21 protein-coding genes and 1 tRNA gene are annotated in these 19,539 nt (G+C 64.3%); 9 read left to right on the top strand and 13 right to left on the bottom strand.

Annotation, left to right across the window (positions count from 1 at the left end; genetic code table 11):
• The first annotated feature begins 56 nt into the window (after nucleotides 1-56).
• Together LY254_RS10435 and LY254_RS10430 are read left to right on the top strand one after the other, a co-directional pair.
• On the top strand, nucleotides 57-1,619 hold the full coding sequence (locus LY254_RS10435) for an MFS transporter (protein WP_247477018.1): 1,563 nt from the start codon (nucleotides 57-59) through the stop codon (nucleotides 1,617-1,619).
• A gap of 28 nt (nucleotides 1,620-1,647) precedes the next feature.
• A complete protein-coding gene (locus LY254_RS10430; protein WP_247477016.1) occupies nucleotides 1,648-2,709 on the top strand; it encodes an HlyD family secretion protein in 1,062 nt (353 codons plus the stop codon).
• Here LY254_RS10430 and LY254_RS10425 read toward each other — a convergent pair.
• The 3 genes from LY254_RS10425 to LY254_RS10415 form a co-directional block, all read right to left on the bottom strand.
• On the bottom strand, nucleotides 2,684-4,345 hold the full coding sequence (locus LY254_RS10425; protein ID WP_247477014.1) for a TolC family protein: 1,662 nt from the start codon (nucleotides 4,343-4,345) through the stop codon (nucleotides 2,684-2,686). The two genes, LY254_RS10430 and LY254_RS10425, sit on opposite strands and share 26 nt — an antisense overlap.
• 70 nt (nucleotides 4,346-4,415) lie before the next feature.
• On the bottom strand, nucleotides 4,416-5,417 hold the full coding sequence (gene hemB, locus LY254_RS10420; protein WP_010315171.1) for a porphobilinogen synthase: 1,002 nt from the start codon (nucleotides 5,415-5,417) through the stop codon (nucleotides 4,416-4,418).
• Between the two features lie 59 nt (nucleotides 5,418-5,476).
• On the bottom strand, nucleotides 5,477-5,623 hold the full coding sequence (locus tag LY254_RS10415; RefSeq protein WP_247477012.1) for a hypothetical protein: 147 nt from the start codon (nucleotides 5,621-5,623) through the stop codon (nucleotides 5,477-5,479).
• Nucleotides 5,624-5,723: 100 nt separating this feature from the next.
• Here LY254_RS10415 and LY254_RS10410 point away from each other — a divergent pair, with 100 nt between their 5' ends.
• The gene (locus LY254_RS10410; protein ID WP_010315168.1) at nucleotides 5,724-5,861 is read left to right on the top strand and encodes a hypothetical protein; all 138 of its coding nucleotides are present in this window, start codon (nucleotides 5,724-5,726) and stop codon (nucleotides 5,859-5,861) included.
• 211 nt (nucleotides 5,862-6,072) lie between these two features.
• Here LY254_RS10410 and gluQRS read toward each other — a convergent pair whose 3' ends face one another.
• The 3 genes from gluQRS to LY254_RS10395 all read right to left on the bottom strand — a co-directional run bounded on the left by gluQRS (nucleotide 6,073) and on the right by LY254_RS10395 (nucleotide 8,318).
• Nucleotides 6,073-7,029, bottom strand: a complete 957-nt coding sequence (gene gluQRS / locus LY254_RS10405; protein ID WP_247477010.1) for a tRNA glutamyl-Q(34) synthetase GluQRS — start codon at nucleotides 7,027-7,029, stop codon at nucleotides 6,073-6,075.
• Between the two features lie 83 nt (nucleotides 7,030-7,112).
• The gene (locus LY254_RS10400) at nucleotides 7,113-7,388 is read right to left on the bottom strand and encodes an HU family DNA-binding protein (RefSeq protein ID WP_010315164.1); all 276 of its coding nucleotides are present in this window, start codon (nucleotides 7,386-7,388) and stop codon (nucleotides 7,113-7,115) included.
• Between the two features lie 195 nt (nucleotides 7,389-7,583).
• Nucleotides 7,584-8,318, bottom strand: a complete 735-nt coding sequence (locus LY254_RS10395; RefSeq protein ID WP_247477009.1) for an MBL fold metallo-hydrolase — start codon at nucleotides 8,316-8,318, stop codon at nucleotides 7,584-7,586.
• 56 nt (nucleotides 8,319-8,374) lie between these two features.
• Between LY254_RS10395 and LY254_RS10390 the strand changes: the two genes are divergently transcribed.
• A complete protein-coding gene (locus tag LY254_RS10390) occupies nucleotides 8,375-10,429 on the top strand; it encodes a glycogen-debranching protein (RefSeq protein ID WP_247477007.1) in 2,055 nt (684 codons plus the stop codon).
• 5 nt (nucleotides 10,430-10,434) lie between these two features.
• On the opposite strand, the gene LY254_RS10385 is transcribed toward LY254_RS10390, so the two are convergent.
• Nucleotides 10,435-10,505, bottom strand: a tRNA-Gly gene (locus LY254_RS10385).
• A 160-nt stretch (nucleotides 10,506-10,665) separates the two neighbouring features.
• On the opposite strand from LY254_RS10385, the gene LY254_RS10380 reads away from it, so the two are divergent.
• The 5 genes from LY254_RS10380 to plsY are packed head-to-tail and all read left to right on the top strand — an operon-like array spanning nucleotide 10,666 to nucleotide 14,724.
• Nucleotides 10,666-11,994, top strand: a complete 1,329-nt coding sequence (locus LY254_RS10380; RefSeq protein ID WP_247479873.1) for an MFS transporter — start codon at nucleotides 10,666-10,668, stop codon at nucleotides 11,992-11,994.
• A gap of 12 nt (nucleotides 11,995-12,006) precedes the next feature.
• Complete coding sequence (locus LY254_RS10375; protein ID WP_010315145.1) at nucleotides 12,007-12,780, top strand: ABC transporter permease; 774 nt, start codon at nucleotides 12,007-12,009, stop codon at nucleotides 12,778-12,780.
• Nucleotides 12,777-13,178: a DUF3119 family protein gene (locus LY254_RS10370; protein ID WP_247477005.1), complete on the top strand. Its 402-nt coding sequence runs from the start codon at nucleotides 12,777-12,779 to the stop codon at nucleotides 13,176-13,178. Before LY254_RS10375 ends, LY254_RS10370 begins: the two co-directional genes overlap by 4 nt.
• Nucleotides 13,175-14,074 (top strand): DUF3086 domain-containing protein, encoded by a 900-nt coding sequence (locus LY254_RS10365; RefSeq protein WP_247477004.1) that lies wholly within the window; start codon nucleotides 13,175-13,177, stop codon nucleotides 14,072-14,074. Before LY254_RS10370 ends, LY254_RS10365 begins: the two co-directional genes overlap by 4 nt.
• Nucleotides 14,071-14,724: a glycerol-3-phosphate 1-O-acyltransferase PlsY gene (gene plsY, locus LY254_RS10360; protein ID WP_247477002.1), complete on the top strand. Its 654-nt coding sequence runs from the start codon at nucleotides 14,071-14,073 to the stop codon at nucleotides 14,722-14,724. Before LY254_RS10365 ends, plsY begins: the two co-directional genes overlap by 4 nt.
• Here plsY and proC read toward each other — a convergent pair.
• The 6 genes from proC to der form a co-directional block, all read right to left on the bottom strand.
• Complete coding sequence (proC, locus tag LY254_RS10355) at nucleotides 14,721-15,536, bottom strand: pyrroline-5-carboxylate reductase (protein ID WP_371820462.1); 816 nt, start codon at nucleotides 15,534-15,536, stop codon at nucleotides 14,721-14,723. The two genes, plsY and proC, sit on opposite strands and share 4 nt — an antisense overlap.
• On the bottom strand, nucleotides 15,533-16,093 hold the full coding sequence (locus LY254_RS10350) for a cell division protein SepF (RefSeq protein ID WP_247477000.1): 561 nt from the start codon (nucleotides 16,091-16,093) through the stop codon (nucleotides 15,533-15,535). Before LY254_RS10350 ends, proC begins: the two co-directional genes overlap by 4 nt.
• A gap of 94 nt (nucleotides 16,094-16,187) precedes the next feature.
• Entirely contained in the window at nucleotides 16,188-16,787 is a 600-nt protein-coding gene (locus LY254_RS10345; RefSeq protein WP_247476998.1) for a YggS family pyridoxal phosphate-dependent enzyme, read from the bottom strand.
• Between the two features lie 66 nt (nucleotides 16,788-16,853).
• A complete protein-coding gene (locus LY254_RS10340; protein WP_247476996.1) occupies nucleotides 16,854-17,120 on the bottom strand; it encodes a PipX family protein in 267 nt (88 codons plus the stop codon).
• 24 nt (nucleotides 17,121-17,144) lie between these two features.
• Nucleotides 17,145-18,053: a CbiQ family ECF transporter T component gene (locus LY254_RS10335; protein ID WP_010315129.1), complete on the bottom strand. Its 909-nt coding sequence runs from the start codon at nucleotides 18,051-18,053 to the stop codon at nucleotides 17,145-17,147.
• Nucleotides 18,054-18,077: 24 nt separating this feature from the next.
• Entirely contained in the window at nucleotides 18,078-19,442 is a 1,365-nt protein-coding gene (der, locus tag LY254_RS10330) for a ribosome biogenesis GTPase Der (protein ID WP_010315124.1), read from the bottom strand.
• Nucleotides 19,443-19,539 lie beyond the last annotated feature (97 nt).

Raw genomic sequence — 19,539 nt, 5'->3', positions numbered from 1 at the left:
CGGTCGTGCAGGCCCCGGCTGGCGTGGCAACACTGGGCGAGCACCGATCGTCCCCCTTGAGCAGTCCACCCAGCAGCCTCTGGGTCACCAATCGCGGGGTGGTGGCGATCTGCTTTCTGGCGCTGGAGCTGGTGTTTTTCTCCACCGACTCCATCGGTGTGCCCGCCCATGAATATGTCAGCGGCGATGTGGGTGGGACGCCCTATCTGGAGGTGTGGTTTCAGGTGGCCTTCCTGGTGCCAGCCGCCCTGATCATGCCCCTGTTGGGCAGCCTGAAAGAGCGGGTCGGGGCCAAGGCCATCGCCACGGTGGGTCCAGGGGTCTTCGGCATCGCCTGCCTGCTCAGCTCCGTTGCGACCGATCCGCAGCTGTTCATCGCGATGCGCGTGCTGCAGGGACTCGGAGCCGGGGTGATCCCGGCGGCAGCGGGGGGCTACCTGGGCGGTCAGCTGGGGGAGAAGTACACGCCGATGGGCAAGGGATTGGTGGCCCTGGCCTTGGTCACGGGCTCCACCATCGGCATTCCCCTCTCCGCCTTCGTCACCTGGTACCTCAGTTGGCGGACGCTCTACGCCGGCCTGGGCCTAGCGGCCCTGGCAGCAGTCGCCGTTATCCTGCGATTAATGCCCGCGACCCCGGGTGACCCGAAAGCCGAGATCGACTGGCTGGGCTATGGGCTGATGGCCGGTGGCTTCGGACTCCTGAGCCTCTCGCTGGTGGTCGGGAACCAACGGGAGTGGTTCAGCAGCGGGATCTATGTGGTGATGCTTTGGAGCTCACTGCTGTTGCTTGGGCTCTTTGGCTGGCGTGTGGCCACCGTCCCCAAACTGATCAACCTCAAGATTTTTCAGGACGTCAATTACTGCGTGAGCGCGGTGAACCTGAGCTCCGTGATGTTCTTTCTGTTCATGATCTTTGCGATCGTCCCGCGCTTCTTGATGGTGGTGGTCAACAACACCATTGAGAACTACGCCTGGTCCTTTCTTCCCTTTGTCGCAGCGGCGATCCTGACGGGCCTGATGGTCACGCCGGGGGCCAGCCCCCATCTCATCGCCGCCACCATCCCCGCCAAAAAGAAACTCTGTTCTGCGGCGATCTTCACCTTTGCCTTGACCGCGCTCTGGATGGCTTACACCTCAGCCCAGCAGAGCAACAGCAACGTCACCCTGCAATTGATCCTGGTGGGGGTCTGCTTCGCCCTGATCAATTGCCTCGAGATTCAGATGTCGTTCTCGACGATGCCGGCGGAACTGATGACCAGCGCCAGCTCCGTGCTGTTCTTCTGCACGAACATCTCCAAGGCCCTCTCTGGGGGAGTGAGTTCCGCTATCCGAACCGTGAGCACGCAGGGCAGCTGGGAACGGTTTCGTGAGCAGAGCTACGGGTCCAACTGGGGGCTGGAGACCTTCCAAGAACCCTTGAGCGGGCATCCCATGGGCATCAGCGGCAACCTCTGGTCCCAAGGCTCCCTTGAGCTGCTCAACAAAGCCATCGCCCAACAGGCCGAAGTGGTCAACTTCATCAACATCGCCACCCTGGTGGGGCTCGTCCTGCTGGTGCTCTGCGTGCTGCCCCAGCTTCACCGCACGGCACCAGCCAAAACGAAAGAACAGCCCTAGCCTCCGGCAATAGTCAGGCGAGCCGGGCGTGAGCGCATCAGCGGCACAACCCGCAGGGGAGACCAAGGCCCTCAGCCCTGAAGAGGCCGCCCGCAAGAAACAGCGCACCCGCCTAATCGCCGGTGGAGCCATCGGACTGGTCGCCACCAGCCTCGCCACGTACTTCATCCACGGCCACTTCTTTCCCTACACCGACGACGCCTACGTCCACGCCTACACGGTGACCGTCTCACCGTATGTCGAGGGCTACATCAAGACCGTCAATACCGAGCCCAATGCCTTCGTGAAAGAGGGGCAGCTGCTCTATGAGATCGTCCCGCTTCCCTTTCAACTGAGTGTCGATCAGCAACAGCATCAACTCGATGCGGCCATCGCCCAGAAAGAAGCCCTTGAGCAACAGCGCCTGCAGGCCAAGCAGGCCTTGAAGGATCAAGAGGCCCGTCAATGGCTGATCGACCTGAACCAACAGCGCTACGCCTACCTCCAGCAGCAACAGGTGGTCTCGCTCGAGAAGGAGCAGGAATTTCAAGCCGCGAAACTCGAAGCGCGCGCCAGGGTGAAAGGGGCCAACCTCGACATCAGCCGACTGGAGAAACAGATCGGCGAGCAGGAGGCCAACATCCGTGCGCTCAAAGCGGCGCTGGGCAACGCCAAGGTCAACTTGAACTACACCCGCTACTACGCACCGATGGACGGGTATGTCAGCAACAACTTCTCCATTCGTGTTGGTCAATATGTGAAACCTGGCCAGGCGATGTTCACCCTCGTCGACAACAACCACTGGTGGGTGGACGCCAACTATCTGGAGACCCAGATCCACCGCATCCGTGATGGGATGCCCGCCAAGGTCCGGCTCGACATGTACCCCGGTGTGACCTTCAAAGGCAAGGTCATCAACATCAGCTCAGGGAGTGGTGCCTACTACTCCCTGCTGCCGCCCCAAAACGCCACAGGGAACTGGGTGAAGGTGCCGCAACGCTTCCCGGTGCGAATCCTGATGGAGCAAAACAGTCGTCATCCCTTGCGTGCGGGAGCGACCTCCCACGCGACGGTGAACACCTTGATCAATCCTGCGCCGCCGACAAAGTGATGGGCAAGCTCACCGGTGCATCGAGTGTGGTGGGAATCGGCAACAACTCCCGCAGCAGCTGGGCATAGCTGACATTCGCCAAGGTCATCGCTTCGGCCTGCTGCTCCATCGCCGTCGTCAGCGATCGAATCGTGTCCGCCAGGTCGGTGTAATCCGCCAGGCCAAACTCAAAACGGGCGCGACTATCGCGGTAGGCCTCCCGCGCTGCCCGGAACGAGGCGTTCGACGCAATGATCTGACTGAGGGCCGCGCGATGGTCGTAGTAGGCGGTTTCAAGGCGTTGCCGAATCGCATTGCGCTCTGTGGCCTCCGCCTGCAAGGTCCGCTCCGCCGCCGCTCGGCTGGCAGCAACCGCCCCCGAGGTGATCCCGGCATCAAAGAGACGCCAATTGAGCATGACCCCAGCGGCCCATTCCCCACTCTCCCCATTGAGTCCAGGGATATAGGCCGGCCCTTTGCAGCACCCCTGCAGATCCACCAAAGGGGCGGTGGTTTGGGCAGCCAGATAGCCGCCCGTCGCAAACAACCCCAACCGCGGCAGCAATTCAGCGGCCCGGCGATCCGCCTGACGCAGCAAGGCTGTACGCGCCGATTGCAACGCTTCGAGCTGGGGGTTGTCCTGGAAGCCGCGGACAATGGTCTGCTGAAGATCCAGGGGCCAGGGCGGCTGCAGGCGAACGGCCTCGCTCGCCTCGAGCGTGATCTGGAAGGGGGCATTGACCAAGTTGCTCAGCCGCCGTTGCTGGCTTAATCGCAGGGCATCGGCCTGCTCAAGGCGAAAGCGGCTTTGCTGCAGCATCGCCTCAGCCCGTAAGAGATCAACCCGCGGCACGAGGCCCGCGATCTTCATCGCCACGACCTGGTCGTAGATCACGGTGTCGTTGTCGACGACCACCTGACGGATCCTGCGCAATTGGTCAGCCAGTTGCAGTTGGTAGTAGGCCTCACTGACGTTGAGCTGCAACTGACGAAGGCGGTTGCCATAGCGCTGCTCAGAGGCATCGAGTTCCGCTTTGACCTCCGCGAGAGCGGCATTGCGCTCAAAGCTCAAGAGCTCGTAATCGAGGCGCAGCAGGGCAAATCCTTCGCCGACGTTCGTCTGGGCCCGTTCCCAACCACCCGTCGGGACGTAGAAGGCGGAGTCGACGCCATACAGGCTCTCGTTCCCCTGCCAAGCGACATTGCCCACCTTCTGCTGGGTGTAACTCCCGCCGAGGTTCAGGCCAAGGATCGGGTACAGACGGCCGCGAACCGATTTCAACCAGCCCTGCTGTTCCTGGACTTCGGCAACCTGCTGCTGCAGGACCGGGTCGTTTTGTACCGCAACGGCGATCACCTGCTGCAGGTCCAGGCGCAGCCGTTGTGCGACGGCAACGGCCTCAGTTCTGGCCGGCAAGTCTCCCGGGCTGGGAGGCCTGAGCCGTTCCAGCAACTCCGCAGTGGGCTCAGCCGCAGGGGTCTCCGGTGAGGCGACCTTGAGGACCCCATCGAGACGATCAAGATCCCGGGCGTACGCCTCAAAACTCTTGACCAGAGGGAGGAGCGCCGGAGGAATCTCCTTCTCGCGCGCGACGACCCCGACCGGGAAGCCGACGGCAACGACGAGCAAAAGGTGGCGTAACCCGCGCAGCCCCACTCATGCAGCCCGCGTTGGACGGGCTAACGCTAGGGGGGTTGCCCCGGAGTGCTTGCCGTCAGAGCCGGCTTCAGCCCTGGCGCAGCCATTCGGCTGCATCACAGGCGTGATAAGTGAGGATCAAATCCGCACCAGCACGCTTGAAGCAGAGGAGGGTTTCAAGCACCACAGCCCGCTCGTCAATCCAACCCTTTTCAGCGGCCGCCTTGACCATGGCGTACTCACCACTGACGTTGTAGGCCGCGATCGGCAGCTCGCTCTCCTCACGGAGGCGGTGAATGATGTCGAGGTAAGCCAGACCGGGCTTGACCATCATGATGTCGGCCCCCTCTTGCTCATCGAGCTGGGCCTCGGTGATGGCCTCGCGGGCGTTGGCCGGATCCATCTGGTAGGTGGATTTGTCCTTCGGGATGGGCTTGCTGGCCACCGCACGAGGGGCGGAATCCAGTGCTTCACGGAAGGGGCCGTAGTAGGCCGAGGCGTATTTCGCCGTATAGCTAATGATGCCGACGTGCTCGAAGCCTTCCTCATCGAGCGCTTCGCGGATGGCACCAACGCGGCCATCCATCATGTCGCTGGGGCCGATCAGATCCGCACCGGCACGGGCCTGGGCAACGGCCTGCTTGCAGAGCAGGGCAACGGTTTCATCGTTGAGCACGACCCCTTCGCCACTGACGATTCCGTCATGGCCATCGCAGGAGTAGGGGTCCAGGGCGACGTCCGTCATGATCGCCATCTCGGGGTGTACCTCCTTCAGGCGGCGGATCGCCCGAGGGATCAGGCCACCTTCGTTGAAGCACTCCGCACCGTCTTCGGTCTTCAGGCCATCGGCCACCTTCGGGAAGAGGACCACGCAACGGATCCCCAGGTCCCAGGCACGACCGACTTCCTGCACGAGCCCATCCAGGCTCCAGCGCTGACAGCCGGGCATCGCCCCGATGGGTTCGTTGCTGGCCCCCTCATGGACAAAGAGGGGATAGATGAAGTCCGCGGGACTCAGGGAGGTCTCACGCACCATCGCCCGCAGGGCAGGGGAACGGCGCAGGCGGCGGGGACGGTAGGTGAGCTCCATCGGGGGCTGGCTCAGCGAACTCGAGATGGGGCGGATCCTACGGAGCCCTCACCTGCAGGTCAGGTTTCGTTCCCGCCAAACATGTCGTCGTAGCCCTGGTACGGGTCAAATTCCGACCAGCCAGGGCTGGCTTCATTGAAGAGGCCGTAACGGGCCGCCTCGTCATCCATCAGCGTGTTCCCCGTCGGCTGGGTGTTGCAGGTCACTCCCCCATCCGGCGTGGGCTGGCAATCGTCAAAGACCACACCCGCCCGGGCCGAAACCGGAACGCAACAGCAGCTCACAACGAGCAGAGCGCCTGAGAGGATGGGCGCCGCTTTCGCCCTGGCCGCGATGTACACCGACTGGACCGCCATTGCCCTGCTGCTGCTGACTGCCGCACCCCTGTTGGCCGTGGTCGCAACGACGGCTTTCTTCATCTGGCGGCAGAAGACGAAGCGCTGATCAACAGGATGGTGCCCTGACCCACGCATTGCAAGCAGGTGCGGTAGCCGGCCGTTTGCGTGCGCTGGATGCCGCTCCCTCCACACCTGGGACAAGGCTTTGCACCCTCATTGATGGCTGTTTTCCCCTGCTCCTCGGGCCTGGCCATGGGCCGCTCCTGGTGATGGCCTCACTTTGTTCGCAGCCAGGGGTTTTGATCCCGAAGGGATTGTTAAGCCTTGCTCAACTGCTGCCGCAAGGTCCCGAGCTGGCAGTGCTGCAACAGCTCTTGGGCGCTGAGACAGGAGCCCTCCGGCACCAGCGCTAAGGAGGCGGCTAAGCGACCAATCGCCGCCTCAGGCAGAACGCCCTGCTCCCGCCAAACCGCAAGGCCCATGCCGCCATCGCGTTTGGACAGGCGCTGGCCCTGACCATCCATCCAGAGGGGCAGGTGCCAGTAACGCGGCGGCTCCACGCCTAGGTGCTGAAGGACCGCCACCTGCGGTCCCGTGGCCGGCCAGAGGTCCAAGCCGCGCACCACATCACTGATGCCGAGTGCCCACTCATCGACCGCGGTCGCCAGGTGATAGGCCAGGAAACCATCGGCCCGGCGCAGCACCACATCACCGACCTCCGTCGGTCCGTCGAGGCACCCCTCAGGACCCAACTGCTCTGGCCAACGAAGGGGTCCCGGCTCCAGCCGCAGCCGCCAACTGGGCAGGCGCTGATCCTCCAGACCCCAACGGGGAGTGAGTGGCCGGCAAAAACCGGGATAGACCCCCGATCGGCCATGGGGGGCCGAGATGTCAGCCAACATCCGACGGCTGCAGCGGCAGGGATAGAGCTGGCCGCTACGCCGCAAGGCCGAGAGGACCGTGGCGTAGAGACCGCGGCGCTCGCTCTGGCGCAGCACCGGTCCATCCCAAAGCAAACCCAGCCAGCGCAGGTCCTCTCGAATGCTGGCCTCCGCCCCTGCTCGATTGCGGGGCGTATCGAGATCGTCAATCCGCAGCAACCACTCGCCGCCCTGCAGCCGGGTGATCAACCAGGAGAGCAAGGCCGTGCGGAGGTTGCCCAGATGCAGTGGACCGGTCGGGGACGGCGCATAGCGACCCCGGCGAGCCGTTTCCTTGAGATCGGCGACCTCGCGCCGTAATGCTCTGAGATGAGAGGGCAGCAAGGTAGACATCGATCAACCGCTAGGCCCGCAACACGCAAAAGGGCGACCCGAAGGTCGCCCTCTGCTCAACACCGTGAATGGGCGCGGTGTGATCAGCCCTGCACGCGATCCTTGAAGAGCTTGCCTGCGGTGAATGCAGGGACGCGCTTCGCGGGGATCTTGATCTTCTGGCCGGTCTTAGGGTTCAGGCCTTGACGGGCAGAGCGCTCGCGGGGCTCGAAGGAGCCGAAGCCAAGGATCGACACTTTCTTACCTTCGACAACCGAATCGATGATGGTGTCGATGGCCGCGTCGACCACCTGGGCCACGTCGGTCTTGGTCAACTCGGTGCGAGCAGCCACGAGATTGACGAGGTCAGCTTTGTTCATCGGAGTGGAAGCCTCTGGGCTCAGTAGCAGCAGGGCGGAGTGAGAAAACCCCGCCACCACTGGTTTCAGCGCGCCAATGGTATGGGGGTTGGCAAGGGGCGGCAACCTCAAAACCCCTTTTCCCATGCCGTTTTTGCCACATTTGCTGCCGAAATCGGCCCTTTCGCACTGTTTTGTGCCCCTACGAGCCGATCCCTAGACGGGCTCCTGGCCCTCTAAAGCAGCCCAGTCCAGGGCCTGCAACTGCTGTTGAACATCAGCGATCAAGGCCTCACCCCGCAGGGCCCCCAAGCCAGCCCCACTGGCCAGAGCAACCGGCGTGGAGCGGGGCAACCAGTCCCCCAAGGCCTCCAGGCTGCGCAACCAACGGCTCCAATGGAATGAACGGCGCGTGCGCAGGGGACGGGCCTCACCCGACGCGACTGGACTGAGAAGCCGCCCGCAGAACAGCAGCGGCGCGCCATTGAATGCCCGATCAGCAAGCAGCACGGCACTGCCCGGGGTCGGGCCTGGGGTCCAGCGCAGGCTGTATCCCGGGGCGAGGGACTGCTCGGTCGAGAAGGGCTCGAGTCCTTCAACGGTCGGCAAGAGGTAGGCCTCCTGTTCCTGCAGGGAGACCGGCCACTGCAGCTCCTCTTGAAAGCGTCGGGTGCGGCCGTGGCCATCACGGCTGGTCAAGACCAGTCGACCAGGGCCGCGCTCCCGCAGAAAAGCCAGGTTGGCTTGGTTCAGTCCTGGACAGTCGATCAGAAGACCCGCGCATCCCTCCCACTCCGGGGTTTCCAGCCACCAGGCCGAGCCCCCCAGCGTGTCGCGGTTGGGGGCAAACAGCCAGAGGTTCTCAAGCACCTGACGCGGCGGGCGCCCTTCCGGCAAGGGCTCTGCAAACACCGAACCGGATGCAGCCTGCTGGGGGCTCTCCTCACTCATGACGGGCCACAACCGCTCCACCACCTTTAGCTTGTGGTGGCAGCCCCCAGGATCCGTTGGCTTCGATCCACCTCGGACAGCCCTGGCCCCTTGGGGCGCAAGCGACGCCCAGGGGGGTGAACTTTTCCCTGGCCGCTCCCAGTGCCAGCCGGATTGAGCTGCTGCTGTTTCGCGATGGCAACGCCAGTGAACCCGAGCAAACGATTGAGCTGAGCAGCAGCCACCGTTCCGGCGACATCTGGCACGTGGAGGTCGAGGGCGTCGGCATCGGCTGCTGCTACGCCTACCGAGTCTTTGGCCCCCTGCAACCGGGGAACCACGGCTACAACCCGTCCAAGTTGCTCCTTGATCCCTGTGCCCGTGCAATCACAGGGTGGGATGTCTACAGCCGAATCGATGCCCTCGGCGGGATGCCGAATACGGCGAAGTGCCTCAAGGGGGTCGTCACCGAGCGGGATCGCTTTGATTTCCAAGCGGCGCCCAGACCGCGCCACAGCTGGCAGCGCACGCTGATTTACGAGCTGCACGTGGGGGGCTTCAGCCGCGGCCAGGGCAGCCCAGTCACCCCGGACGCCCAGGGGACCTACCTGGGGTTAATCGAACTCATTCCTTATCTCAAGGACCTCGGCATCACCACGGTCGAACTGCTGCCGGTGATGGCGTTCGACCCCCACGATGCACCCGAGGGACGGATGAACTACTGGGGCTACAGCCCCCTCAGCTGGCTGGCCCCCCATCACGGCTACCAGCAGGGAGACGATCCCCTACAGATCCGCCATCAGGTGAGGCAACTGGTGAGCGCCTGCCACCAGGCCGGCCTCGAGGTGCTGGTGGATGTGGTCTACAACCACACCTGCGAGGGCAACCAGGCCGGCCCAACCCTGAGCTGGCGCGGAATTGACGACCGCCTCTACTACCACCAGAACGCCAAAGGCGATTACCTCGACGTCAGCGGCTGCGGCAACTCCATTGCGGCCAACCGGCCCTTGGTGCGGCGCCTGATTCTTGAATCGATGCGCTGCTGGGCCCTGGAGCTGGGGGTCGACGGCTTCCGCTTCGACCTCGGCATCGCCCTCAGCCGCGGGGAAGAACTGGCCCCCCTCGACAAGCCACCACTGTTTGAAGAGATCGAAGCCGACCCCGAGCTCTCCGATCTGAAGTTGGTCAGTGAGCCCTGGGACTGCGGCGGCCTCTATCGCCTGGCCGATTTCCCCGCCAAGCGCATTGGCAGCTGGAACGGCCGTTTCCGCGATGACGTGCGTCGCTTCTGGAAGGGAGATGACAAGAGCTGCTGGGCCATGGGCCAACGCCTGAGCAGCAGTCCGGATCTCTTCGGCGGCCAACCAGCCGTCCTGGGGCGCAGCATCACCTTCTTAACCGCCCATGACGGCTACACCTTGAACGACCTGGTCAGCTACGGCGGTAAGCACAACCTGGCCAATGGGGAGGACAACCGCGACGGGGATAACCACAACAACAATTGGAATCACGGCGCCGAGGGGCCCTGCAGCGACCCCGACATCCAATCCCTAAGGAATCGGCAACTGCGCAACCTGCTGGCGAGCCTGCTGCTCGCCCCCGGGGTTCCCATGTTGCTGATGGGGGACGAGGTGCGCCGCAGCCAGGGCGGCAACAACAACACCTGGTGCCAGAACAACATCCTCGGCTGGATGCATTGGGCACCGGACGCGGAGGACCTCGAGCTCAAACGGTTCCTGCAACGGCTGATTCAGATCCGCCACCAATGGGCTGATTTGTTCAATCCCGAGGTGCCCCCTGCCGAGGCCAAGTCCCCCCGCTTCGATCAGCCGGGACACCTCATTCGCCAATGGCACGGCCCCAAACTCGGACAACCCGATTGGGCCAGCTGGTCCCACACCCTGGCCTGGAGTCTCAACGACCGTCAGCGGGGCCCCTTGATCTGGTGCGGGATGAACGCCTACTGCGAGGACCTGAGTTTCGATGTGCCCAAGGTGAATCACGGCTGGCGCCAGGTGATCAATACCGCTGAGGCCGATGCTGCACCCGCCGACCCCCAAGCCTGGAACGGTGCAACCCAGGCCATGAAGAGCCGCAGCCTGGTGCTGCTCGTGGAGCAGAGCTGCTTCTAGAGGGAAGCGGGCTGCGGGAATCGAACCCGCATCATCAGCTTGGAAGGCTGAGGTTTTACCACTAAACTAAGCCCGCAGCAGTACAAACGCACTAGGAGCGTTCGGTGCTGAACGCCAGCGGATCGGGTTTCGCGCTGACTAGAGCATTATGACCTGCGTTCGGGACAGCGTCCTTGGCCGCCACGCCTCAAGCCCCTAGCGATGCCGTCGATCTGCGGGGCAGACCACGTCAACGCTTGCTCTGGGCCTATGGCCTCGGGGACGTCGGCACGGGCATGGGCGCCTCCCTGATTGGCTTCTATTTACTGAGGTTCTACGTCGCCGCGGGTCTTCCCCCCTGGCTCGCCGGCCTGGCCTATGGGCTCGGACGGCTTTGGGATGCCGTCAATGACCCGATCGTCGGCTGGCTCAGCGACAAGACCATCAACACCAAACTCGGCCCACGTCTCCCCTGGATCCTCTGGAGCGCCGTTCCCCTGGGTGCCTCCATGGCACTGATGTGGTGGCTGCCCCCCTGGGACAACATCTGGACCAAGTTCTGGGTCTTTTTGGTGGTCTCCGTGGTCGCCAACAGCCTCTACACCTGCGTCAATCTCCCCTACACAGCCCTTGCGGCCGAACTCACCACCGACGTCGGACTGCGGACCCGGCTGAACACCTCCCGCTTCACCGGCTCGATCCTGGCCACGATCACCGCGGCCCTGCTGGCGGGGGTGCTGGTGAGCGATCTTCGTGATCCCTCCACCTATCTGCCGGTTGGCCTGGTCTCGGGCGTGATCATCAGCCTCTCGGGCCTGCTCTGCGGTTGGGGCCTGCTGCCGGCCGCCCGCAATTGCCAACGGCCTGAACCCACCCCCGGAACCACCCGCAAGTTGCTGCGGCGGGTGGCCCAGAACGGCCGCTTCTTAATGGTGCTGGCCCTCTATCTGCTGCTCTGGTGCTCCCTGCAGCTGATGCAGGCCGTCTCACTCTTCTTCCTTCCGGTCGTGCTCCAGGTGCCCGAGGGGCTGAGCAAATTGATCCTGTTGCCCTTCCTGCTCAGCTCCCTTGGGGGGCTCTGGCTCTGGAACAACGTCTCCCATCGAGCCGGACGCCTTCAGGCCCTGCGCCAGGGGGGGCTGCTCTGGATCATCGGCTGCCTTCTGGTGATGGTGCTCCAGCCCCTGAACAGCAGCCTGCCCCTGCTGGCCACCGGCAACCTGCTGAAGCTGGTCCTGCTGGTGGTCACCATCGTTTTGGCCGGCATCGGCGCCTCAACGGCCTATCTCATTCCCTGGTCGCTGCTGCCCGATGCCATCGACGCGGACCCGGAGAAGCCCGCCGGGCAGTACAGCGCCTGGATGGTCCTGGCCCAAAAGGTCTGCATCAGCGTCGTCATTGCCCTGTTGGGCATGGTCCTCAGCGCCAGCGGTTACGACGAAGCCCTCGCCAACACCGCCCAACCAGCCAGCGCCCTAGTGGCGATCCGGCTGTGCATGGGCATCATTCCCGCAGTGTTGGTGGTTCTTGGGCTAGTGGTGACGCGCCGCTGGCCCGAGAGGGGCCTGCATCTTCAAGCCAGCTAGCCACCCCATCGCATGCCTGCCCGCCGCCTTCCCGCCTGGCTTCGCCCCCGCTGGCTGACCCGCTTGGGGGAAAGCCTGCTGATTGGCGGTCAAGCCGTCTCGGCCCTGGCCAAGGGCCAGATCAACCCGAATGACCTCATCGCCGAATTGATGGAGGCGGGTCCCGGCAGCTTCCTGATCATCCTGATCACCGGCCTGGCGGCAGGCACGGTGTTCAACATCCAGGCCGCCTCAGAGCTCGTCAAGCAGGGCGCGGGATCAACCGTGGGCGGGATCCTGGCCCTGGGCCTGGCCCGTGAAATCGCACCGATCCTCACTGCCACCCTGGTGACCGGAAAGGTGGCCACGGCCTATGCCGCCCAACTGGGGACCATGAAGGTCACCGAACAGATCGACGCGATCACGATGCTGCGCACCGACCCGGTCCAGTACCTCGTCGTCCCGCGTCTGCTGGCCATGGTCGTCATGACCCCTGTCCAATGCCTCGCCTTCTTCGGGGTGGCGATCTGGTCGGGTCAAGTCAGCAGCGCCATCCTCTACAACATCCCGCCGGATGTCTTTTGGACCTCCGTGCGCGGCTGGATGCAGCCCTCGGACCTGCCGGCGATGCTGCTGAAGGCCGGTGTCTTCGGCCTTCAGATTGCCGTGATCGCCTGCGGCTGGGGCCTCACGACCAGGGGCGGCCCCAAGGAAGTCGGCACCAGCACCACTGGCGCCGTGGTGATGATCCTGGTGACCGTGTCCTTGATGGATGTGGTCCTGACCCAATTGCTCTTCGGTTCATGAGTCCTGCAACCGTGACTGGATCCGGTCCGAACCCTGATCAGGGCACGATCCTGGCCCCGCGGATCTGGGTGCCCCTGGGGGTCCTGCTGCTGGGCTTGGCGTGCCTGCTGCTCAACGTCTGGGCCGCCGCGCTGGTCAGCGTCTTTGGCCTGTTCCTGCTGGTCCAGAGTCAGATCCTGCGCCTGCAGTTCTGCGCTGAGGCCCTGATCGTCTGGCGGGGCGAGAGCGTCCTGCGCCGCTTCCCCTACAGCGAATGGCTCAATTGGACGGTGTTCTGGGGGCAATTCCCTGTGCTGTTCTATTTCCGTGAACAGCAGAGCATTCACTTCCTGCCCGTGTTGTTTGATGCCAACAGCCTGCGCGAGCAGCTCAACCACCACGTGAGCGCCCAGCCATGAGCGACGACGCCACCAACCCAGCACAACCGGACGACTGGACGGCCCTAGCCACCAGCGAACTGCGGCAGCAGCGCGATGCCCTGCAGCAGGAGATCAGTGAGCTCAGCAGCCGCCGGGATCAACTGCAGCAGGAGATCCAAAGCAGCTTTGCCGGCCAATCCGACTCCATCGCCCGGCGGGTGAAGGGGTTCCAGGACTATCTGGTGGGAGCCCTCCAGGAACTGGCGGTCTCCGCAGAACAGATGGAGCTGGTGGTCCAGCCCCTGGTGGTCCAGCCCTCTCCCTTGGATCAGGCTGCAGCCGCTGAAGCGCAAGCCACAGCGGCGGCTGAGATCCCGGCTCCGGCACCGGCGGGGCTGTTCAGCAATGACGAAGCGCTGATTCGCGATCGCCTCGAGAGCTTCCAAGGCCAGGCCGACTTCTACGCCGATCCCTGGAAACTGCGCCGGAGCCTGGAGCCCGGCGGCGCGGCCCTGTTGGAGGACTGGTTCCTGGCCCAAGGGGGCCGCGGAGCCCAACCCAGCTGCGGCAGCCGCAACCGCAATGCCCTGACCACCGCCGCCGCCATCTCGATCCTGGGCGAGCTCTACGGCGAGCGCTTCCAGACCTTGGTGCTGGCGGGGATACCCGAGCGCCTCGGGGAATGGCGCCGGGGCCTGCAGGATTGCCTGGGCCTGAACCGCGAAGACTTTGGGCCGAGCAGCGGCATTGTTCTCTTCGAGCGCGCCGATGCCCTGATCGAACGGGCCGACCGCCTGGAGGAGCGCGGCGAACTCCCCTTCATCGTGGTGGACGCGGCCGAGCCGGCCGTCGAGGTGCCGATCTTGCAATTCCCGGTCTGGCTCGCCTTTGCCGGCAGCCCCACCGAGCTCGCCCTGGAGGATGACCTGCTGTGACCGACTTCGTGATCGCGCCTCTGCTCACCCTGGCTCTGGCCTACCTCTTGGGCTCATTCCCCAGTGGCTACCTGGCTGGGCGTTGGCTCAAGGGAGTCGACATCCGCACCCTGGGATCCGGCTCCACCGGCGCCACCAACGTCCTGCGCCAAATCGGCAAGGGCCCCGCTTTGGTGGTGTTCCTGATCGATGTGCTGAAGGGCACCGCCGCGGTGCTCCTGGCCAAAGCCCTACTCCAGCCCGATGGCACCAACGCCCTGAGTGATTGGTGGGTGGTCGCCTCCGGTTTAGCGGCGTTGGCCGGCCACATCTGGCCCATCTGGCTGGGCTGGCGTGGGGGTAAGGCCGTTGCGACTGGATTGGGGATGCTGCTGGGCCTGGCCTGGCCCGTCGGCCTGGCCACCTTCGGGGTCTTCCTGACGGTGATCAGCGTCAGCCGCATCGTCTCCCTCTCGAGCGTGCTCGCCGCCCTGAGCCTGCCTCTGCTGATGCTGGCGCGCTTCGCCTCCCTGGGAGAGGCGATCCGTCCGGCCTACCTAAGCCTCTCGATCGTCGCCGCCGTGCTGGTGATCTGGCGCCACCGCAGCAACCTGAGCCGGATCGCTGCGGGCACCGAGCCCCGCCTGGGGGACAAGAAAAAAGAGGCCTAACCGAGCGCGCGACTGCGCTCGGCGGCCGCCACGACAGCCTCAATCAAGGCGGACCTCAGACCTGAGCTCTCGAGGGCGCGGACGCCGGCAATGGTGGTGCCGCCCGGGCTGGTCACCATGTCCTTGAGCTGGGCGGGATGCAACTGCTGCTCATGCAACAGCGCGGCGGTCCCCGCCAAGGTGCGATGGGCCAGGTGCAGAGCTTGCGCCCGCGGCAGGCCGGAGGCCACCGCCCCATCCGCCATGGCTTCAGCCACCAAGGCCACAAACGCGGGGCCCGATGAGGTCAGCGCGAGGAAAGCGTCGAGCTGCGTTTCAGGCAGCTCCAGCACCTCACCCACCTGGGCAAACAACTCCAGCAGCCAATCCTTCTGCTCGGCCTCAAGACCCTCGCCCCAGGCCAAGGCCGTCAGGCCAGCGCGCACCAGGCAGGGGGTGTTGGGAACGGAGCGCACCACACGCCAGCCGGGGAACAGGCGCTGCAAACGCTCGAGCTTCACCCCCGCCAACACGGAAATCAGCAGCGGCGATACACCGGGAGCGGGGGCTGGAGCCGCGGCTGCCACGGCCTCGAGCTGCTGAGGCTTCACCGCCAGCATCACAACCGGAGCCGCCCAGGCTTCACGGCCATCGACGCTCACCGAAAGGCCCGCGTGCTCAGTCTGTAGACGCTGGGCCGAGGCCTGGGAGGCGACGACGGCGCGCACCGAAGCACGCTGCACCAGGTCGCTCTCCAGCCACGGAAATAGCAAAGCCTGGGCCATGCGGCCCAGGCCAATCACCCCGAAGGTCGAGGGGGAGGTGAGGCTCAACCGACGTTCGCGCCGTACTCACGACCCCAGGCGGGGGTGGGGGCGATGTCCTGCTGGGGCTCATCAACGCTCTCGCGGTGAGCCACGGTGGGGGCAGAGGCCTCTTCACTGCCGGCGCTGGTGACGGTGACGCAGCTCGGGGCGAACAGGAAGATGCTCTCGCCGACGCGCTCCTGGTGGCCGTCGATGGCGAAGGTGCCGCCGGCGACGAAGTCAACGGCGCGCTGAGCCTGATCGGGCTCCATCATCGTGAGGTTGAGGATCACGGTCTTGCGCTCACGCAGGGCCTGGATCGCGCGAGGCATCTCGTCGAAGCTGCGGGGCTCCATCAAGGTGACCTCAGCCGCCGAGGTGGAGATGCCGGGCATGCCAATCACATTGCTCCCAGCGAAGGGATCAACGGAATCGAAATCGCTGGTCAGAGCGAGTGCACCAGAGGGGGTCGAACCACTGGTTTCAGGCATGTCGCCCTGGTCGTAATCGAGATCGTCGTCCTCATAACCGTCGAGGTAATCGTCTCCGGAAACAACTGCACGCAGGCGGGAGAACAACGACACCGTGAAACCTCGGATTTGGCTTTCAACCTAGATAGCGTCCCACGCGAGCGGTGACAAGGGTTTCAGCGGATCATTGTTGGCTTTCATGCCGGTTTCAAAGCTTCGGTCCAAAGAGGGCTGAACCCACCCGGACCCAGGTGCTCCCAGCGGCGGCCGCCTCGGGCCAATCACCGCTCATTCCCATCGACAATTCGGCCAGACCCAGGCGCTTGGCCAGAGCCGAACACTCCGCAAATAACGCCTTCCGCTCTGCCCCCTCCACCTCCAGGGGAGCCATGGTCATCAGACCGACAATCCGCAGGTGCGGCAGCTGCTGGAGCCGCGGCCATTCCCGCTCCAATTCCTCAACGGAGAGGCCCCCTTTGTTGGGATCGGGGCGCAGCTTCACCTGAAGAAAGATGGAGGGCAGCAGCCCTTCCTCTCCTGCAATCCGCGAGATCCGCTCGGCCAGGGTCAAGGAGTCCACGGAGTGAATCACGCTGAAGTGCTTCAGGACCGGCCGCACCTTGTTGGCCTGCAGACGGCCGATGAAGTGCCAATCCAGGTCAACGCAATCGGCCAGTTCCTGCTGCTTCACCGTGGCCTCCTGCAGGCGGCTTTCACCAAAGCTGCGTTGCCCGGCTTGCGCCAACGCGCGAATGCTGCTGGCGGGGTGACCCTTGCTCACCGCAAGCAAGCGGGTGTGGGAGGGCAACTGTGCAGACAGGGCTGCAAGACGATCTGCAGCAGGGGAAGTGCCCAACAGTTAGATGCCCAACGGTTAGATGAAGGTCTTGTCGAACAATTGTCGCCAGCTGGCATGCACCTCGGGACCTTCTCGGCGGGCGCGATTGAGATTTTGCTCGGCTAGATGGCGGGCATCCATCAAGGGGATGACCTCAAATTCGACGCTGCGGCCCTGCACCATGACCAGAAAAAACATCCTCTGGGCGTAGAGGGTCGCGTAGACCTCGCGGCCATCGCCCGTCTCTGCGACGCGATAGAGCAAGCCAAAGGTGGGGTGATTGAGATAGCGCTCGTTGCTCACACGCCAAGGTCGGCCAACCGTCTATCAAAGCGCACCGAAGCGCCAGCGCAGCACCAGAACGGCAAGCAAGCCCATCCAGCCGAAGGCCTGAAGCACGGGGGCACGAAGCCTGGAGCGCAGGAGCTGTGAGGGGGCCATCCACTGACCGCCCCGGGCCAACAGGGCCTCCGCCCCCTGCTCCGCCCTCAACAAAACGTTGGCCAGCAACCGCTCCCCCAAGGCCAGGACCAGGCCGACTGACGCCTGAAAGCCCAAGCGCCGCAGGTTGACCGAACGGGTGGCGAGGGAGCGCAGGAGGTTCTGGAACTCCTCTTGAACCAGCGGCAGAAAACGCAGAGCCAGCAGCAAGGTGAAGCCCAGACGCTCCACCGGAACCCCCAGGCGACCCAGGGGAGCGATGCACCAACTCAAGCCCCAGACCAACTCCTCCGGCGGGGTGGTCAGCAGCAGCAGGTTGGCGCTGTGAATCACCGTGAACAGGAGCGTGGCGCTGTTGATCCCCAACTCCGCCGAGCGGCGGGTCACCACCAACGGACCCAGCGGCAGGGGGCCCAGTTGCACCGGACCCAGCCGCAGCAACTCCCAACGCAGGCCCTGCTGATCGGAGCCCAACTCCAATTCCTGGGGAGGACGATTCAAGGAGGCAGGCGCCAGGGATCCCGTCGGCAGGGTCGTCGCCAGGGCTCCCACCAACACCGAGAGGACGAGAAGCAAGGGAAGGGTGCGGCGCCAGAGGCGCCAGGGCAGCCCACTGCAGGCGGTGAACAGCAGCAACAGACCCACCAGGGCCAGCCGCCACCAGGGTCCAGCCAGGATCGGGGTCAGAAGAAACGCCACCGTCCAGGCCAGCTTCAGGCGGGCATCGAGAAGCCGCAGCCAGCTGCTGGTTCCATCGACGTACTGGCCGATGGGGATCTGCCGCAACCAATCCATCAGGGCTGAAGCCGGCTCAGGCCGTCAGCGTCCCCTGGCCTGCTGCCGCGCCAGATCCCGCTCCGCATCGCGCTGCTGCTTACCGCGCCAGAACAACTTGAGCGGCGACCCCTCAAAGCCCAGACCCTCACGGATTTGCCGTTCGACGTAGCGACGGTAGGTGTCCCCAAACAACTTCGGGTCGTTGACGAACAGGGTGAAGCTTGGGGGGCGAACGGCCACCTGGGTGCCGTAGTAAATCCGGCCCTGACGTCCGCCGCGGCTGGTGGGCGGAGAGCGCCAACTGACCGCTTCTCTGAGCACCTCATTGACGACCGAGGTGCTGACGCGGCGGCGATGCTGCTCCACAGCAACGGCGGCGATCGCAAAGATGCTTTCCACCCGCTGACCGGTCAGCGCCGAGGTGAAGAGCATCGGAGCCCAGTCCAGGAAATAGAGCTTGGCCCGCAGCTCTTTTTCCATGGCCGGCATGGTGTGGCTGTCTTTTTCGATGGCGTCCCACTTGTTGACCACCACCACACAGGCGCGCCCCTCTTCTTCAATGCGGCCCGCGAGGCGTTGATCCTGCTCGGTGACGCCATCGAGGGCATCGATCACCAGCACACAGACATCGGAGCGCTCGATCGCCTTGAAGCTGCGGTTGATGCCGAAATACTCCGGCCCGTAATTCACCGAACGGCGGCGGCGAATACCGGCGGTATCCAGCAATTTCCAGGGCTTCCCTTCCCGCTCGATCGAGGTGTCGATCGTGTCGCGGGTGGTGCCGCGAATCGGACTGACAATGGCCCGCTTCTCGCCGCAGACCGCGTTCAGCAGGCTGGACTTGCCGACATTGGGACGGCCCACGATGGCCATCTGGATGGGCTCCTCCCCCTCCAACTCCTCGGCGGCAGGCAGGTGGTCCACCATCCGATCGAGCAGATCGCCGGTCCCAGCGCCGTGAATGGCGGAGATCGGGAAGGGCTCACCGAGTCCCAGGCTCCAGAACTCGGCGGCCATGGCGAGGCCCGCCTCAGGGGACTCGCATTTGTTGACCGCCAGAAGCACCGGAACGTTGTGCCCCCGCAGCCACTCAGCGATGGACTCATCTGCAGCCGTCAGCCCCTGCTGGCCATCGGCGATCACCACCGCAACTGAGGCCTCGGAGAGGGCGAGGTTCGCTTGCTCACGAATTTCCGGCAGGAATTCGCTGTCGTCGTCGAAGACCAGACCACCGGTGTCGACCACCTTGAAATGGCGATCCCGCCAATAGCCCTGCTGATAGGTGCGATCGCGGGTCACACCGGGTTCGTCGTGAACGATGGCCTCGCGACTACGGCAGAGGCGGTTCACAAGGGTGGATTTGCCCACGTTGGGGCGGCCAATAATGGCAACGACGGGCAACGCCAAAGAGTTATCGCAACAACTGCCGTAATCCGACCCTACAGGCCGGCAGAAGCGAAAATCTTTCCGCCAGTCTCAAAGCAAGACCAGGCGAGTCTCGCTA

It is taken from the genome of Synechococcus sp. NB0720_010, assembly GCF_023078835.1.
Taxonomy (GTDB): Bacteria; Cyanobacteriota; Cyanobacteriia; order PCC-6307; family Cyanobiaceae; genus Vulcanococcus.
Note: the sequence above shows the minus strand (reverse complement) of the source record. Positions and strands in the feature narration are given on the sequence as shown.

Coding starts and splice junctions, on each gene's coding strand:
- LY254_RS10410 (WP_010315168.1), top strand. CDS start 5,724: ATGGGCGCCGCTTTCGCCCTGGCCGCGATGTACACCGACTGGACCGCC.
- hemB (WP_010315171.1), bottom strand. CDS start 5,417: ATGGAGCTCACCTACCGTCCCCGCCGCCTGCGCCGTTCCCCTGCCCTG.
- LY254_RS10395 (WP_247477009.1), bottom strand. CDS start 8,318: ATGAGTGAGGAGAGCCCCCAGCAGGCTGCATCCGGTTCGGTGTTTGCA.
- LY254_RS10375 (WP_010315145.1), top strand. CDS start 12,007: ATGCCTGCCCGCCGCCTTCCCGCCTGGCTTCGCCCCCGCTGGCTGACC.
- LY254_RS10365 (WP_247477004.1), top strand. CDS start 13,175: ATGAGCGACGACGCCACCAACCCAGCACAACCGGACGACTGGACGGCC.
- LY254_RS10400 (WP_010315164.1), bottom strand. CDS start 7,388: ATGAACAAAGCTGACCTCGTCAATCTCGTGGCTGCTCGCACCGAGTTG.
- LY254_RS10370 (WP_247477005.1), top strand. CDS start 12,777: ATGAGTCCTGCAACCGTGACTGGATCCGGTCCGAACCCTGATCAGGGC.
- LY254_RS10335 (WP_010315129.1), bottom strand. CDS start 18,053: ATGGATTGGTTGCGGCAGATCCCCATCGGCCAGTACGTCGATGGAACC.
- gluQRS (WP_247477010.1), bottom strand. CDS start 7,029: ATGTCTACCTTGCTGCCCTCTCATCTCAGAGCATTACGGCGCGAGGTC.